Origin of the sequence: Streptomyces lushanensis (assembly GCF_001700515.1) — a bacterium.
In the GTDB taxonomy this organism is placed as follows: domain Bacteria; phylum Actinomycetota; class Actinomycetes; order Streptomycetales; family Streptomycetaceae; genus Streptomyces; species Streptomyces lushanensis.
On record NZ_MAUD01000086.1, the window covers coordinates 84,433 to 101,536 of the forward strand.

At 71.4% G+C, this 17,104-nt stretch carries 11 protein-coding genes; 7 read left to right on the forward strand and 4 right to left on the reverse strand.

Features of this window, described 5'->3' with window-relative positions; translation table 11 throughout:
* Positions 1-96 precede the first annotated feature (96 nt).
* Positions 97-3,165: a helix-turn-helix transcriptional regulator gene (locus tag BFF77_RS08305; RefSeq protein WP_107422104.1), complete on the forward strand. Its 3,069-nt coding sequence runs from the start codon at positions 97-99 to the stop codon at positions 3,163-3,165.
* Positions 3,166-3,221: 56 nt separating this feature from the next.
* Here the strand turns inward: BFF77_RS08305 and BFF77_RS08310 are convergent, their stop codons facing one another.
* From BFF77_RS08310 to BFF77_RS08320, 3 genes are all read right to left on the reverse strand, one after another.
* Positions 3,222-3,404, reverse strand: coding sequence for a DUF6191 domain-containing protein (locus tag BFF77_RS08310; protein WP_245703316.1), 183 nt, complete (start codon positions 3,402-3,404; stop codon positions 3,222-3,224).
* Between the two features lie 39 nt (positions 3,405-3,443).
* Positions 3,444-4,589, reverse strand: a complete 1,146-nt coding sequence (locus BFF77_RS08315; RefSeq protein WP_066945677.1) for a PQQ-dependent sugar dehydrogenase — start codon at positions 4,587-4,589, stop codon at positions 3,444-3,446.
* Between the two features lie 244 nt (positions 4,590-4,833).
* Positions 4,834-5,829, reverse strand: a complete 996-nt coding sequence (locus BFF77_RS08320) for an aldo/keto reductase (RefSeq protein ID WP_079124944.1) — start codon at positions 5,827-5,829, stop codon at positions 4,834-4,836.
* Between the two features lie 79 nt (positions 5,830-5,908).
* Here BFF77_RS08320 and BFF77_RS08325 point away from each other — a divergent pair, with 79 nt between their 5' ends.
* The 6 genes from BFF77_RS08325 (at position 5,909) to serA (ending at position 15,789) form a co-directional block, all read left to right on the forward strand.
* The gene (locus BFF77_RS08325; RefSeq protein ID WP_066945682.1) at positions 5,909-6,856 is read left to right on the forward strand and encodes a 2-hydroxyacid dehydrogenase; all 948 of its coding nucleotides are present in this window, start codon (positions 5,909-5,911) and stop codon (positions 6,854-6,856) included.
* A gap of 338 nt (positions 6,857-7,194) precedes the next feature.
* Positions 7,195-10,035, forward strand: coding sequence for a putative bifunctional diguanylate cyclase/phosphodiesterase (locus BFF77_RS08330; protein WP_066945685.1), 2,841 nt, complete (start codon positions 7,195-7,197; stop codon positions 10,033-10,035).
* A 234-nt stretch (positions 10,036-10,269) separates the two neighbouring features.
* Positions 10,270-12,120, forward strand: coding sequence for an acetolactate synthase large subunit (locus BFF77_RS08335; RefSeq protein WP_066945688.1), 1,851 nt, complete (start codon positions 10,270-10,272; stop codon positions 12,118-12,120).
* Positions 12,121-12,172: 52 nt separating this feature from the next.
* The gene (gene ilvN, locus BFF77_RS08340; RefSeq protein WP_066945691.1) at positions 12,173-12,697 is read left to right on the forward strand and encodes an acetolactate synthase small subunit; all 525 of its coding nucleotides are present in this window, start codon (positions 12,173-12,175) and stop codon (positions 12,695-12,697) included.
* Between the two features lie 127 nt (positions 12,698-12,824).
* Positions 12,825-13,859, forward strand: coding sequence for a ketol-acid reductoisomerase (gene ilvC, locus BFF77_RS08345; protein WP_107422108.1), 1,035 nt, complete (start codon positions 12,825-12,827; stop codon positions 13,857-13,859).
* A 337-nt stretch (positions 13,860-14,196) separates the two neighbouring features.
* Positions 14,197-15,789, forward strand: coding sequence for a phosphoglycerate dehydrogenase (gene serA, locus BFF77_RS08350; RefSeq protein ID WP_066945696.1), 1,593 nt, complete (start codon positions 14,197-14,199; stop codon positions 15,787-15,789).
* A gap of 137 nt (positions 15,790-15,926) precedes the next feature.
* Here the strand turns inward: serA and BFF77_RS32970 are convergent.
* The coding region (locus BFF77_RS32970; RefSeq protein WP_107422109.1) for a helix-turn-helix domain-containing protein at positions 15,927-17,104 on the reverse strand (1,178 nt) is incomplete at its 5' end.

A 17,104-nucleotide genomic window follows, 5' to 3' on the forward strand; every position in this document is an offset into this window, starting at 1 on the left:
TCCGTCACGGGCGCCTCCGTCGCGGGTGCCCCGACGCCGGGCCTCTCCGGCACGGGCGCTCCGATAACGAGTGCCGCGTTGTCAGAGCCCTGTGCGATGCTCGGGCACGTGGAGACCAGGTCCCTCAGCCCGGTGTTCGTCGGCAGAGCCGGCGAACTGACCGCGCTCACCCAAGCGCTCGCCCGCGCCACCGCGGGCGAGCCACAGGCGCTGCTCATCGCCGGCGAGGCGGGCGTCGGCAAGACCCGGCTGGTGGAGGAGCTGCACCGGGTCGCCTGCGCGCAGAAGGCCGTCGTCGCGATCGGCGGCTGCGTCGAGATCGGCGCCGACGGGCTGCCGTTCGCGCCCTTCTCCACCGCCCTGCGCTCCCTGCGCCGCCAGTTGCCCGACGAGCTGGCCGCCGCGGCCGAGGGCCAGGAGGACGAGCTGGCCAGGATCCTGCCGGAGTTCGGGCAGTCCGACCGGGGCGCGCTGGGCGAGGACGGCACGGCCAGGCTCTTCGAGCTCACCGCGCGGCTGCTGGAGCGGCTGGCGGCCGACCGTACGGTCGTGCTGGTCCTGGAGGACCTGCACTGGGCGGACGCCTCCACCCGCCATCTCCTCGCCTATCTCTTCCGCGCGCTGCGCCGCGGCCGGCTCGTCGTGCTCGCCACCTACCGCGCCGACGACATCCACCGCCGCCATCCGCTCCGCCCGCTGCTGGCCGAGCTGGACCGGCTGCGGTCCGTGCGGCGCATCGAGCTCTCCCGCTTCACCCGCGCCGAGGTACGGCGCCAGCTCACCGGCATCCTCGCGGCCGAACCGGAACCGGCCCTGCTGGACCAGATCTTCGAACGCTCCGACGGCAACGCCTTCTTCGTGGAGGAGCTGGCCTGTTCGATCGGGAGCGGCTGCGGCTGCACCGGGCTGAGCGACTCCCTGCGCGATCTGCTGCTCGTACGGGTCGAGGCGCTGCCCGAGGACGCGCAGCGCGTCGCCAGGATCGTCGCCGAGGGCGGCACCACCGTGGAGTACCCGCTGCTGCTGGCCGTCGGCCGGCTCTCCGAGGACGATCTGATCGAGGCGCTGAGGGCCGCCGTCGGCGCCAACATCCTGCTGCCCACGGCGGACGGCGACGGATACCGCTTCCGGCACTCCCTGGTGCGCGAGGCGGTCAGCGACGATCTGCTCCCCGGCGAGCGCTCCCGGCTCAACCGCCGTTACGCGGAGGTGCTGGAGGCCGATCCCGCGCTCGTGCGGGCCGACGAGCGCGCCACACGGCTGGCCAGCCACTGGTACCACGCGCATGAGGTCGCCAAGGCCCTTCCCGCGGTTCTGAGGGCCTCTGTGGAGGCACGGCAGCGCTATGCCTACTCCGAACAGCTGAGGCTGCTCGAACGGGCCATGGAGCTGTGGGACGACGCTCCCGCGAGCGTGCGCGGCACGCTGCGCCCACCGGACGACGCCGACACCGAGGTCTATCCGCTCTGCGGGCGCGATCCCGCGCCGCTGACCTATCTGGACCTGATGGCGGAGGCCACGGTCGCCGCCCGGCTCGGCGGTGAGCGCGAGCGGGCGTACGCGATAGCCAAGAAGGCCGTCAGGGCCCTGGACGGCGAGGACAACGAGAAGGACCCGCTGCGCGCGGCATGGTTCTGGATCCAGCGCTCCAAGATGATGCAGGAACTCACACGCGGCGACGGCTGGCAGGAACTGGCCACCGCCCAGGAGCTCGTACGGGGCCTCCAGCCGTCCGCCGTGCACGCGGAGGTCCTCGCCAGCGTCGCCGGGTGGGGCGCCCTGCACCGGCCGGGTCCCGACAGCCTGGTCGCCGCCAACCGCGCCGTGGAGTACGCGCGGCTGGTCGGCGCGGAACACACCGAACTGCACGCCCGTCTCACCCGGGGCTGGCTCACCGCCGACGCCGGCGGTGTCGAGGAGGGCATAGCCGAGATGTACGAGGCGCGCGACCGCGCCCTCGAACTGGGCACGGCCGGTGTCCTGGGCCGCGCCAGCATCAATCTGCCGTCCACGCTGGAGAGCATGGGCCGCTCCGAGGAGGCGGTGGCGGCGGCGGAGTGGGGCATCGCCGTCACGCATCAGCGGGGTCTCGCCGACACGGAGGCATGGGTCCGGGGCAACCAGGCCCAGTCCCTCCACTCGCTGGGCCGCTGGTCCGAGGCGGACGCCACGCTCGACATCGCCGACGGGCTCGCCCACTCCCACAAGTCACGCGGAGTCGTCGCCGTGCACCGGGCGCAGCTGGCCCTCACCCGCGGCGAACTCGACGAGGCCCGGCGCCAGGTGGAGCTGACCCGGGGCTTCATGGGCACGCACGATCCGCAGCCGCAGCACTTCATCACACCGGCCCGGCTGATGATGGCCGTCGCCGCACGGCGAGGCGCGCTGGCCGACGCCCGCGCGGAGTTCGAGCGGATCACGGAGCAGGGCTTCCCGCCCGGCACCCAGCGGTACGCGCTGCCGCTGCTGTGCGCCGCGGCGGCGATGGAGGCCGATGCCAGGGGGCTGCCCGGCACCGAGGCGGGCCGCGGCGCCGTGCTCGCGGCCGTACGCTCCCATGCCAAGCGGCTGCCCACACTGGTGCCGGTCTGGCGGGCGTACGGCCTCATGCTGGACGCCGAGCTGGCCCGCGCGGCGGGCGCCGGGACCGCGGAGCACTGGGCGCGGGTCGTCGCGGCCTTCGAGGAGACGGCGCGTCCCCATGAACTGGCCCTTGCCCGGCTGCGCCACGCCGCCGCCCTGCTGGACGCCCACACCGACCGCGCGGAGGCCGCCCGTCTGCTGGTCCAGGCCCACATCACGGCCCTGCGGCTCGGAGCGCGGCCTCTCGCCGAGGACATCGCGCTGGTCGCGGGCCGCGCCCGTATCAGCCTCTCGGCTCCCTCCGACGGCGCTCAGGAGCGCGGGGCCCTCACCGAGCCCGGCCCGGACGCCGCCCGCTCACTCGGGCTGACGCCCCGGGAGCAGGACGTGCTGCGTCTTGTCGCCGCGGGTCACAGCAACCGCCGGATCGCCGAGAAGCTGTACATCTCGCCCAAGACCGCGAGCGTCCATGTCTCCAACATCCTGGCCAAACTGGGTGTCTCGGGCCGCACGGAGGCGGCGGCCCTCTCGCACCGGCTCCAGCTCTTCCCCGACCCGGCCGACGCGTCTCTCCGCTCCTGAGCCAGGACCCGCCGTCCGCTCCTGAGCCAGGATCCGGCCGGTCCCCGGTGCCCCGGTCAGTCCTCGGCGTCCGCGGTGTCCTCGGTCCGCGCCGGAACCCTGATCGTGACCTTCCCGGAGGCGAGGTCTATAGGGCCCCGGCCCGGGTCGTTGTCGTCGACATCGACCCGGCTGACCTCCAGCCGCTTCTGCTCGTCGTCGGTGTGCTTGCGGCCCGGAGCGAAGATCTCCTCGATCATGTTGAACACAGGCTGTTCACCGTCCTCACGGCAATACCGCTACACGACCTCCAGTTGGAGGATCCTGTCGTCGCCCGGCTTCGGTGTGCCCCGGCCGTCCGTATTGCTGGTCACCAGCCACACCTTGCCGCCGCCCGCCGAAAGCACCGTGCGCAGGCGGCCGTACCCGCCTTCGAGGAACGCCTCGGGCGGCGCCGCCAATTCCCGTCCGGCCAGTGGAGCGCGCCACAGCCGCTCACCGCGCAGCGTCGCCAGCCAGACGGACCCCTCCGCGAAGGCGATACCGCTGGGCGAGGCCTGGCTCGGCGGCCACTCCGCGACCGGATTCACCAGGCCCGGCCTGTCGGACTTTCCCTCGACGTCCGGCCAGCCGTAGTTCTTCCCGGGCTCGATCAGATTCAGCTCGTCCCACTTGTCCTGGCCGAACTCCGAGGCCCAGAGCCGTTTCCCGGAGTCCCAGGCCAGACCTTCCACATTGCGGTGGCCATAGGAATAGACGACCGAATCCGCCTCCGGATTTCCATGCACGGGCTGCCCGTCCGGAGTCATCCGGAGGATCTTGCCCGCCAGTGACGTCCGGTCCTGGGCGAGCTGTCCGTCACCGGTCTCGCCCGTGCCCGCGTACAGCATCCCGTCCGGGCCGAAGGCGATCCGTCCGCCGTTGTGAACAGTGCCCTTCGGAATACCGCGCAGCACCGTGTCGGGCGCGCCCATCTGCTGCCCGACGGGCTTCTTCTCGTCGTAGAGCATCCGGGCGATGCGGTTGTCCGATTCGGTGGTGAAGTAGGCGTACACCAGACGGTCCGCGCCGAAGCCGGGCGAGAGGGCGATCCCGAGCAGCCCGCCCTCACCCGACGCGGAGACCCCCGGCACGGTCGAGACCAGGGTCTTCTTCCCGTTCGCCGCGTCGACCCGGGTGATCGTTCCTTCGTCGCGCGAGGAGACCAGCAGATCTCCGTCGGGCAGAGCGGCCAGACCCCAGGGCGAGTCGAGTCCCTCGGTCACGGTCGACACCACCTTCACCGAACCCTTCGCGGGCGGGGCCGACGGGCTGGGCGCGCCGCCCTCCGGCGAGGCGGCCGGACTCGACGCCGTCCGTCGCACGGCACCGGGACCGGCCCCCTCACCGCCGGAGGAGCATCCGGTGACCACGACAAGGGCGGCAGCGGCCCACAGAGCCGTCACTGCTGAACGATGCACGGTTCCGATCCCTTCGACGGCGGCGTCTCCACTGTTCATACACCGCTGACCCGGCTCGGGTTCCCACCGGCGGCGCATACGCAAGCGAACACACGGATCCGGCCAATCACCGGCCGTCCGCACGCCGACGTCCTGTACCCGGGCATCCCGACCCGGGCATCGGGACCCCGGCATCCCGACCCGGGCCGCCCGTACATCCAGTCGTCCGTCGTTCCGGGGGAGTCGGACCTCAGTCCCAGGAGCCACGGGCCGGCGGCAGGGCCGCGATCTCCGCCAGGTCCCGCGCGGTCAGCCGCACGTGCGCCGCGCCCGCGTTCTCCACCGCCCACCGCTCGCGCTTCGTCCCCGGCAGCGGCACCACATGGCGCCCCCGGGCCAGCACCCACGCCAGCGCCACCTGCGCCGGAGTCGCCTCGTGCCGCTCCGCGATCCGCCGCAGCCCGGCCACCAGCGGCTGGTTCGCCGCCATCATCTCCGCGGTGAACCGCGGATGGCGCGCCCGCAGATCGTCCGGTTCGAACCCCTGGCCAGGAGTGAGCGTGCCGGTCAGAAAGCCGTTGCCCAGCGGCATCGCCGCCAGGAAACCGATGCCGCGCGCCTCGCACCACGGCAGCAGCCGCTCCAGCGCCTCCGGCGACCACACCGACAGCTCCGCCTCCACCGCGCTCACCGGAAAGACCTGCTGCACCCGCTCCAACTGCCGGATCGTCGCCTCGTGCAGATGCGCGCCGGATCTGCGCCGGGACGCACGCGCGCCCACCGCGCACAGCCCCAGCGCCCGCACCTTCCCTGCGCCCACCAGCTCCGCCATCGCGCCCCAGGTCTCCTCGACCGGGATCTCCGGGTCCGCGCGGTGCAACTGGTAGAGATCGATCACATCGGTCTGGAGCCGCCGAAGCGAGGCGTCGCAGGCCCGCCGCACATAGCCGGGACTGCCGTTGGCGACGATGTGCTGATCGCCCACGAGCAGCCCGCACTTGGTCGAGACGAAGGCATCCGCCCGCCGCTGTCCGAGCACCCGTCCCAGCAGCAGCTCATTGGTGAACGGCCCGTACATGTCGGCCGTGTCCAGCAGGGTCGTACCGGCGTCGAGCGCCGCGTGGACCGTACGGAGCGAACGGTCGCCGCGCTGCTGCGAACCCGTGTAGGCCCAGTGCATCGGCATGCAGCCGAGCCCGACCGCTCCCACTTCCAGCGCCGCCGCACCGATTGTCCTGCGCTCCAACGCCGTACCCCTCCCTGTGCCGTCCTCAAGCTAACCGCATCGCCCCAGTAGCCCGCACGCTTCGCATAGCCTCCTGACCATGACTTCAGACGTTTGGATCCCGTTTCCGGCCGAGGAGGTCGACGGGCTTCCCGCGGGGCTCGACCTCCGCTTCTGGGACGGCGGCCAGGACTTCCCAGCCGACCCGGCCGACTGCGCCTTCTACGTCGTCCCGTACATGAAGAGCATGGAGATCGCCATACGGCCGCTCTCCGCGATGACCTCGGTACGCGTCGTACAGACCCTCTCGGCGGGCATCGACCATGTGACGCCCGGACTCGGCTCACTGCCCGCCGGAGTCCGGCTCTGCAACGCCAAGGGCGTCCACGAGGCCAGCACCGCCGAACTCACGCTCGCCCTGATCCTCGCCTCCCTGCGCGGTATTCCCGGCTTCGTCCGGGGCCAGGAGCGCGAGGAGTGGCGGTCCGGCTTCTATCCGGCGCTCGCCGACAAGTCCGTACTGATCGTGGGATACGGATCGATCGGCGCCGCCATCGAGGACCGGCTCGCGCCGTTCGAGTGCGCGCGGGTGGCGCGCGTCGCGCGCTCCGCACGCACTACGGAGCGCGGTCCGGTGCACGCGTTCACCGAGCTGCCCGCGCTGCTGCCGGACGCCGATGTCGTCATCCTCTCGACGCCGCTCACCGGGACCACGAAAGGCCTGGTGGGAGCCGAGTTCCTGGCCCGGATGAAGGACGGCGCGCTCCTGGTGAACGTCGCGCGCGGCCCGGTCGTCGACACCAAGGCGCTGCTCGCGGAGGCGGAGAGCGGAAGGATCACGGCCGCGCTCGATGTCACCGATCCGGAACCACTCCCGGCGGGCCATCCGCTCTGGCATGCTCCGGGTGTCCTCATCAGCCCCCACGTCGGAGGATCGACCTCGGCGTTCCTGCCGCGCGCCAGACGTCTGCTGGCCGAGCAGCTCACCCGGTTCGCCACCGGGCGGGACCTGCTCAACACCGTCCTCGTCACCGGACGGCCGTCCTAGGACCGCCGGCGGAATCCCGTGGTCCGGCGCCCGCCGGTCTTCAGCCACTCTCCGCAGCCGCCCGGACACCCTCGTGGCTGACAACCGCCCTGGTCGTCACGGAGAGTAGAAGAACTATGTCCCTGAGTGACGAGACTGGTGTATCGTCCCGATCTGGGGGCCGCGCCACGCCTGGGGCGGCACGGCGGAGCGATCAGAATCCGAGGGGGGCGACGGGCGATGTACGGCCAATGGACCAACGATCCGACGCGGCAGGGACGCCGACGGCGACCTCCGGACATCCCGGTGCGCACGCCGGCCCCGGCGGCGGTGACAGCGAAGACCCCAGGAGCGGTCCGGTGAGCGCCGAGGGCGTGGTCCTCGGCCGCCGGACGGTCTCCGGCAGCGGCACCGGACTGCTGGCGCAACTCCTCCTCGCGCTGATCTGCGGAGGGTACGCGGCCGGGGCCGCGCTCGGCTGGGGCTCGGAGAAACTGGCCCTGTTCATGGGCGACTTCGGGCTGAGCCTCGCCGCCATGATCGCCGCCGTCTCCTGCTTCTGCTACGCCCGCGTCCGACGCGGCCCGTTCCGCCCCGCCTGGCTGCTGTTCTCGTTCTCCTCGGCGATGGCCTCCGGGGGGAACGCGGTCTGGGGCTGGTACGAAGTGATCCTGGACGAGCCCGTGCCCAGCCCCTCCCTCGCCGATCTCTTCTTCCTCTGCTTCGCGCCGCCCGCCATCGTGGGTCTGCTCGTCCTCGCCAAACGGCCGGTCAGCAGGGCCGGCTGGGTCTGTCTCGCGCTGGACTCCTGGCTGATCGGCGGCTCGCTGCTCACCCTCTCGTGGAGCCTGGCCCTCGCGCGCACCACCCAGGTCAGCGGCGAGAGCGTCACCCAGGCCGCGCTCTCCCTGGCCTATCCGCTGCTCGACATCGTCCTGGTCAGCATGGTCCTGGCCCTCCACTTCCGGCGGGCCACCGGCAGCCGCTCCGCGGTGAACACCGCGATCGCCGCACTCGCCCTGACGGTCCTGTGCGACGCCCTGTTCACCTCGCCGCTCCTGCGCGAGACCTACCGCTCCGGCCAGCTCCTGGACGCGGGCTGGTTCGCCGGCTCGCTGCTTCTCGCCTACGCGCCCTGGGGCGTGCGCCGGGCCCCCGAGAGCGTCCCGCATCCGCGCCAGAGCCGGCAGAGCCGTCCCGCCGGCCATCCGATCGCGGGCTCCCTCGCCGCGATCACGCCGTATCTCGCCGCGGCCGTCTGCACGCTCGGGATCCTCTACAACGTCATCGAGGGCCGCCAGGTCGACCGGGTGGTGGTCCTCACCGGCTGTACGGTCGTCCTCGCCCTGGTCGTCCGTCAGGGCATCATGCTCGTCGACAACATCGCGCTCACCCATGAACTGGCCCAGACGGAGAACCACTTCCGCTCCCTGGTCCAGGGGTCCAGCGATGTGATCATGATCGCCGCGCCCTCCGGCATACTGCGCTATGTCAGCCCCGCCGCCTCGGGTGTGTACGGACGCGAGGCCGAGGATCTCGTCGGCGCCGAGCTGGCCTCGATCATCCACCCGGACGATCTCGGCAGGGTCGTCCACGAAGTGCGGCGGTTCCTGGCCGCCCCGCCCTCCGAGGAGCCCACCACCCGGATCGAGTGCCGCTTCAAGTCCGGCGCGGGGGAGTGGCTCAACGTGGAGTCCACGGTCAACCGCCACCAGGGCGGGCTGATCTTCAACAGCCGGGACGTCACCGAACGGGTGCGCCTTCAGGCGCAGTTGCAGCACAACGCCGAGCACGACCCGCTCACCGACCTGCCCAACCGGGCTCTGTTCACCGAGCGCGTGCGCCAGGCCCTCTCCGGCCGCCGTACGACCGATCCCGGCACCGCCGTGCTTTTCATCGACCTCGACGGCTTCAAGGCCGTCAACGACCGGCTGGGCCACCAGGCCGGGGACGAGCTGCTGATCCTCGCCGCGCAGCGGCTCCAGGACTCGGTACGGGCCGGGGACACCGCCGCCCGGCTCGGCGGCGACGAGTTCGCGGCGATCGTCCTCGGCGACGGCGGCGGCGACCAGCGCGCACGGGAGTACCAGGTCCATGAGATCGCCGACCGGCTCCGGCTGCGGCTCTCCCAGCCGTACCGCATCGACGGCAACGATGTCCGGGTCGCCGCCTCCATCGGCGTCGCCTTCGCCGAACCGGGCATAACGCCCACCGATCTGATGCGCAACGCCGACCTCGCCATGTACCGCGCCAAGGCGGGCGGCAAGGACCGCGTCGAGCTGTACGCGCCGCAGATGCAGGCCGACGTCGTGCGCAGGACGGAGCTGGCGGCCCGGCTGCGCTCCGCGCTCCACGACGGCGAGTTCGCGCTGCTCCACCAGCCGGTGGTGCATCTGGCCACCGGCCGGGTCTCCTCCGTCGCCGCCCAGGCCCGCTGGCGCTCGGCCCAGGGCATCCTCTTCACCCCGGCCGAGTTCCTGCGCGTCGCCGACGACAGCGACCGCACCGCGGAACTCGCCCGCTGGCTGCTCGAAGAGGCCGTCGTACAGGCCGCCGAGCGTGCCAGGACGGGCCATGCCGTACCCGTCGCGGTCCGGCTCCCGGCCCGCAGGCTGCTCGACCGGTCCATGCCGCTCGGCTCCATCGAGGCCCTGCTGACCCGCCATGGTCTGGCCTCCGGCGCCCTGGTGATCGAGCTGGCCGACACCGATCCGCGCGCCTGCCTGGACGAGCTGGAGCACCGTCTCGTCGCGCTGCGCCGACTGGGCGTACGGATCGCGCTCGACGGCTTCGGCAGCGGCTACGCGGCGATAAACGCGCTGCGGCGGCTCCCCGTCGACGTACTGAAGCTGGACCGCGGTCTGGTGGAGGGCGTCGTGGAGTCCGCGAGGCTGCACAAGATCACCGCGGGACTGCTGCGGATCGCCGGTGATCTGGGGATGCAGTCGGTGGCCGACGGCCTGGACGTACCGGAGCAGGTGCTCGCGCTGCGCGCCATGGGATGCACCCATGGCCAGGGCATGGCCTTCTCCGGGCCGCTCGACGAGTACCGGCTGCGCCGCGCCCTGGTGGGCGGCCCGTACGCGCTGCCCGGCAGCGGCACCGTCCTGCCCGTTCTGACCGGCGGCTCACTGCCGGTCAGACAGCCCCGCCAGCCGGTCTCCGACCGTGTTCCACGCCCGCTCGATCCGCTCAAATAATGAGACTCCCGTCCCACCGGCTTGACAGTCGGGGCGCGCCGGAGGGATGGTCTGTGCCATGCGCACCCGAATTCTCGTACTTGGACAGCGCGTCGGTTGAAGCAGAGCCCGGCACCCGCTCTGCAGTCCACACCGACGCGCTCCCCTCGCTTGCCTCACGGCACGAGGGGTTTTTTGTTGCACCGGCACACCACAAACCTCGCAAAAACCCTCAGCTTCGAGAAGAGAATGCCGATGACCGAGCAGGCCACCGGGGCCCACCATCCGCAGCCGCGGGCCCGTAACGGCGGATCGTCGTCCGCCCCCGTCGAGCACGTCACGGGAGCGCAGTCCCTCATCCGTGCGCTTGAGGAAGTGGGCGCCGACACGGTATTCGGCATCCCCGGCGGCGCGATCCTCCCCGCCTACGACCCGATGATGGACTCCACCCGGGTCCGCCATGTCCTGGTCCGGCACGAGCAGGGAGCGGGCCACGCGGCCACCGGTTACGCCCAGGCCACCGGCAAGGTCGGTGTCTGCATGGCCACTTCGGGCCCCGGTGCCACCAATCTGGTCACCCCGATCGCCGACGCGCACATGGACTCGGTGCCGCTGGTCGCGATCACCGGCCAGGTGGCCAGCAAGGCCATCGGTACGGACGCCTTCCAGGAGGCGGACATCTGCGGCATCACCATGCCGATCACCAAGCACAACTTCCTTGTCACCAAGGCCGAGGACATCCCGCGCATCATCGCGGAGGCCTTCCACATCGCCTCCACCGGCCGGCCGGGACCGGTGCTGGTCGACATCGCCAAGGACGCGCTCCAGGCCCGTACGACCTTCTCCTGGCCGCCCACCCACGACCTGCCCGGCTACCGCCCGGTGACCAAGCCGCACGCCAAGCAGATCCGTGAGGCCGCCAAGCTGATCACCCAGGCCAAACGGCCGGTGCTCTACGTCGGCGGCGGGGTCATCAAGGCCGGCGCGACCGCCGAGCTGAGGGTCCTGGCCGAGCTGACCGGCGCGCCCGTCACCACCACCCTGATGGCGCTGGGTTCCTTCCCCGACAGCCACCCGCTGCATGTGGGAATGCCGGGCATGCACGGCTCGGTCACCGCCGTCACCGCGCTCCAGAAGGCCGATCTGATCATCGCCCTGGGTGCCCGCTTCGACGACCGTGTCACCGGCAAGCTGGACAGTTTCGCGCCGTACGCCAAGATCGTCCACGCCGATGTCGACCCGGCCGAGATCGGCAAGAACCGCGCCGCCGACGTGCCGATCGTCGGCGACGCGCGTGAGGTCCTCGCCGATCTGGTCCAGGCGGTCCAGGCGGAGCACACCGAAGGGCGGGTGGGGGACTACAGCGCCTGGTGGACGGATCTCAACCGCTGGCGCGAGACCTATCCTCTCGGCTACGACCAGCCCGAGGACGGCAGCCTCTCCCCCCAGCAGGTCATCCAGCGGATCGGGCAGCTCGCCCCGGCGGACACCATCTACGCGGCGGGCGTCGGCCAGCACCAGATGTGGGCCGCGCACTTCATCGAGTACGAGAAGCCCGCCACCTGGCTGAACTCGGGCGGCGCGGGGACCATGGGATACGCCGTCCCGGCCGCCATGGGCGCCAAGGCGGGCCGGCCCGACCGCACGGTCTGGGCGATCGACGGCGACGGCTGCTTCCAGATGACCAATCAGGAACTGACCACCTGCGCGCTCAACAACATCCCGATCAAGGTCGCGATCATCAACAACGGCGCGCTGGGCATGGTCCGCCAGTGGCAGACCCTCTTCTACAACCAGCGCTACTCCAACACCGTGCTGCACTCGGGCCAGGAGACGGTGGACGGCCCCAGCGGCGGCACGCGCGTCCCCGACTTCGTGAAGCTCTCCGAGGCCATGGGCTGCGTCGCGATGCGCTGCGAGTCGCCCGACGAGCTGGACGCGGTCATCGCCAAGGCGAACGCGATCAACGACCGCCCGGTCGTGGTCGACTTCATCGTCCACGAGGACGCCCAGGTGTGGCCGATGGTCGCCGCCGGCACCTCCAACGACGAGGTCATGGCGGCCCTGGGCGTCCGCCCCGATTTCGGTGACAACGAAGACGACTGAGCCGGGACCGAGAGCCCAGAGAGACCGAGAGCCAGAGAGAAGAGACCGACACATGACCAGGCACACGCTCTCCGTTCTGGTGGAGAACACCCCCGGTATCCTCGCCAGGATCGCCGCCCTGTTCTCCCGCCGAGGCTTCAACATCGACTCACTCGCCGTCGGTGTCACCGAACATCCCGACATCTCCCGCATCACCATCGTGGTCAATGTCGAGGAACTGCCGCTGGAGCAGGTCACGAAGCAGCTCAACAAGCTGGTGAACGTCCTGAAGATCGTCGAACTCGAGCCCGGCGCCGCGATCCAGCGCGAGCTCGTCCTGGTGAAGGTCCGCGCCGACAACGAGACCCGCTCCCAGATCGTCGAGATCGTCCAGCTCTTCCGTGCCAAGACCGTCGACGTCTCGCCCGAGGCCGTCACGATCGAGGCCACCGGATCGAGCGACAAGCTCGACGCCATGCTCAAGATGCTGGAGCAGTTCGGCATCAAGGAGCTGGTGCAGTCCGGGACGATCGCCATAGGACGTGGCGCGCGGTCCATCACGGACCGCAGTCTGCGGGCGCTCGACCGCAGCGCGTGAGCCGCCCGCCGGCACGCCTTCAGCACGCCCGTCAGCAGGGGTCCGGCTCGCATGGCGAGACCGGACCGCCGCCCCCGCCCGTCCCGCCGTACGGTGGGACGCGAGCCGCGCATCACACAAGCTGCGAATTCACAGAAGTGCACACCAAGGAGAAGACCCAGTGGCCGAGCTGTTCTACGACGACGATGCCGACCTGTCCATCATCCAGAACCGCAAGGTCGCGGTCATCGGTTACGGCAGCCAGGGCCACGCCCACGCGCTGTCGCTCCGTGACTCGGGTGTCGACGTCCGGGTCGGTCTGCACGAGGGCTCCACGTCCAAGGTCAAGGCCGAGGAGCAGGGCCTGCGCGTGGTGACGCCCGCCGAGGCCGCCGCCGAGGCCGACGTCATCATGATCCTGGTGCCGGACCCGATCCAGGCCGAGGTCTACGAGAAGTCCATCAAGGACAATCTGAAGGACGGCGACGCGCTCTTCTTCGGCCACGGCCTCAACATCCGCTACGGCTTCATCAAGCCGCCGGCCCATGTCGATGTCGCGATGGTCGCCCCGAAGGGCCCCGGCCATCTCGTCCGCCGCCAGTACGAGGAGGGCCGCGGTGTTCCGTGTATCGCGGCCGTCGAGCAGGACGCCTCCGGCGGCGCCTTCGCGCTGGCCCTCTCGTACGCGAAGGGCATCGGCGGCACCCGCGCCGGCGTCATCAAGACAACTTTCAAAGAGGAGACCGAGACCGACCTGTTCGGTGAGCAGGCCGTGCTCTGCGGCGGAACCGCCGCGCTGGTCAAGGCGGGCTTCGAGACGCTGACCGAGGCCGGCTACCAGCCGGAGATCGCGTACTTCGAGTGCCTCCACGAGCTGAAGCTGATCGTGGACCTGATGTACGAGGGCGGTCTGGAGAAGATGCGCTGGTCGGTCTCCGAGACCGCCGAGTGGGGCGACTACGTGAGCGGCCCGCGCATCATCAACGACCAGACCAAGGCCGAGATGAAGAAGATCCTGGGCGAGATCCAGGACGGTACGTTCGCCAAGAACTGGATGGACGAGTACCACGGCGGTCTGAAGAGGTACAACGAGTACAAGAAGGCCGACAGCGACAGCCTGCTGGCGACCACCGGCGCCGAGCTGCGCAAGCTCATGAGCTGGGTCGACAACGACGACGCGTAGCACCGCGCGGGGACGGCCCGGCCCGGACGGGCCGGGCCGTCCCCCCAAGGCCACGACGCGGCGCCCCGACGCGCGATCACGACGCCGGACCGTACGGGTACGGCGCCGGACCGTGCGTGGACGCCGGGCCCGACGCGTATGAGTGATCCTGTCGCTCGGGCGGATCACCCGCCCCGTTACGGCACTACACTGCTCAACACATACGCGTCAGGCCCACAGCGTTGTGCGTCTTCCACGCGGCTAGGTTCTGTCCTGTCCGACCGGGCACGCCCTAGGACCCCTCCACCGCCTGCGGCCGTCGGGACGGCCGTCCGCAATGGGACTTGTGAGGACTCACGTGAGCTCGAAACCTGTCGTACTCATCGCCGAAGAGCTTTCGCCCGCCACCGTCGACGCGCTCGGTCCGGACTTCGAGATCCGGCACTGCAACGGCGCCGACCGCGCGGAGCTGCTGCCCGCCATCGCCGATGTGGACGCCATTCTCGTCCGTTCCGCGACCAAGGTCGACGCGGAGGCGGTCGCCGCGGCTCGGAAGCTCCGGGTGGTCGCCCGCGCCGGCGTCGGTCTCGACAATGTCGACGTCTCCGCCGCCACCAAGGCCGGTGTGATGGTCGTCAACGCGCCGACCTCCAACATCGTCACCGCCGCCGAGCTGGCCTGCGGACTGCTGGTCGCCACCGCGCGCAACATCCCCCAGGCGAACGCGGCCCTCAAGAACGGCGAGTGGAAGCGCTCGAAGTACACGGGCGTGGAGCTGAGCGAGAAGACGCTCGGCGTGGTGGGCCTGGGCCGGATCGGTGTACTGGTCGCCCAGCGCATGTCCGCCTTCGGGATGAAGATCGTCGCGTACGACCCCTACGTGCAGCCGGCCCGCGCCGCCCAGATGGGCGTCAAGCTGCTGACGCTGGACGAGCTCCTCGAGGTGTCGGACTTCATCACCGTGCACCTGCCCAAGACGCCCGAGACGCTGGGGCTGATCGGCGACGAGGCACTGCACAAGGTGAAGCCGACGGTACGGATCGTGAACGCCGCGCGCGGCGGGATCGTGGACGAGGAGGCGCTGGCCTCCGCGCTCAAGGAGGGCCGGGTCGCCGGCGCCGGTCTGGACGTGTACGCGAAGGAGCCCTGCACGGACTCCCCGCTGTTCCAGTTCGACCAGGTCGTCTGCACGCCGCACCTCGGCGCGTCCACCGACGAGGCGCAGGAGAAGGCGGGCATCGCGGTCGCCCGGTCCGTACGGCTCGCCCTCGCCGGTGAGCTCGTGCCGGACGCGGTCAATGTCCAGGGCGGAGTCATCGCCGAGGACGTACGGCCCGGCCTGCCCCTCGCCGAGAAGCTCGGCCGTATCTTCACCGCGCTGGCGGGCGAGGTCGCGGTCCGTCTCGATGTCGAGGTGTACGGCGAGATCACCCAGCACGATGTGAAGGTGCTCGAACTCTCCGCGCTCAAGGGCGTGTTCGAGGATGTCGTCGCCGAGACGGTGTCGTATGTGAACGCTCCGCTGTTCGCGCAGGAGCGGGGTGTCGAGGTCCGGCTCACCACGTCGAGCGAATCCCCGAACCACCGCAATGTGGTGATGGTGCGCGGCACGCTCTCGGACGGCGAGGAGGTCTCGGTCTCCGGCACGCTGGCGGGCCCCAAGCACCTCCAGAAGATCGTCGCGATCGGCGACTACGACATCGATCTGGCGCTGGCCGATCATATGGTCGTCCTGCGCTACGAGGACCGTCCCGGTGTGGTCGGTACGGTCGGCCGGATCCTCGGCGAGGCCGGGCAGAACATCGCGGGGATGCAGGTCTCCCGGGTGGAGGAGGGCGGCGAGGCGCTGGTCGTGCTCACCGTCGACGACACCGTGTCGCAGTCCGTGCTGACGGAGATCGCCGAGGAGATCGGCGCGACGTCGGCCCGTTCGGTGAACCTGACCGACTGAGCCGCGATCCGAGCGACTGAGCCGTACCGGGCCGCGGGCCCGGGTGAGCGTGGAAGGGCCCGGCATCCGCCGGGCCCTTCGTGCGTCCTCGCCCGGTGTCCTCGGGCGGTGACCGCGCGCCCGACCGGGCACGGGCGTCAGAGGCGGGCCGCCTTGAGGGCCATGTGGAGGAGCAGTCGGTCCTCACCGGAGTCCAGGTCGAGGCCGGTGAGCTGTTCGACGCGGGACAGACGGTAGTAGAGCGTCTGGCGGTGGATGCCGAGGGCGGACGCGGTACGGCCCGCCTGGCCCGCGCGGTCGAGGAACACCTCGGCGGTGCGGGCGAGTTCGGCGTGGGCCGGGGCCAGCAGGAGGCGGACCGCGGGATCGGGTCCGGGGGGAAGCGCGGTGAGCAGGCGGTACGGGCCTATCGCGGACCATTCGGCCACCGGGCCGAAGCGGGGTTCGGCGAGGGCCGCGCGGGCCGCCGCGACCGCCTCCTGCCAGGCGTCGGGCAACTCGGCCAGTCCCCGGCGCGGGACGCAGGCACCGGCGGCGACCACGGGGCCCGCGCCCTCGCAGAGCCGGCCGACGGCTTCGAGCACGGGCGCGAGCGCGTCCCCGGAGCGAAGCCGCACAAGCAGCGCCACCGCCTCCGGCACCCCACCGGGTTCCACCACCCCACCGAAGCCGCCGCCGTCCGCCCATCCGGCCACCGCGCGCGACCGTGCCGCGCGCCCGGCCGGCCCATCGGCCGGTGTTCGCGCGCTCTGTTCGTCGTCGGCCTGTTCGCTGTCGTCGGCCGCCGGGCCGGCCGATGCGGAACCGCCCCGCGCGACGGGTGCTGTCGTCCGGCCGGCCGTGTCTTCTTGTGCGCGGTGTCCGGCCGGACCGGTGGAGGCGGTGACCGGGGACGGAGCGTCCGGTGGCGGCTCGGCCCGCGGGTCCGCGGCCGTCAGCCCTGCGGACTCTCCCGTGGACGCCCGGCCCCCGGCCCCGGGAGCCCGGTCCGTACGGCGGTGTCCGCCCGCGCCCGCGAACGGCAGCGCGCACACCGCCGCCGTGCCCGGGACCGCTCGGGGCCGGGGCTCCTCCAGCCGCCAGGGCGCCACGCACACCAGCACATGCAGACCGTCCGCGCTCGGGCCCAGGGCCGTGCGCAGCGTGGCCAGGGCCATGTCGCGCTGCCAGCCGCGCTCCGCCGTGAGCGCGGCGCGCAGTTCGCGTGCCAGGTCCGCGCCCGCCTTCGCCTCCTCGGCGAGCAGATCCCCGATCCGGGCCGTCACCTCCATGGCCGCCGCCAATCGGGAGTCGCCCGGGCCCGGGCCCGGTTCGA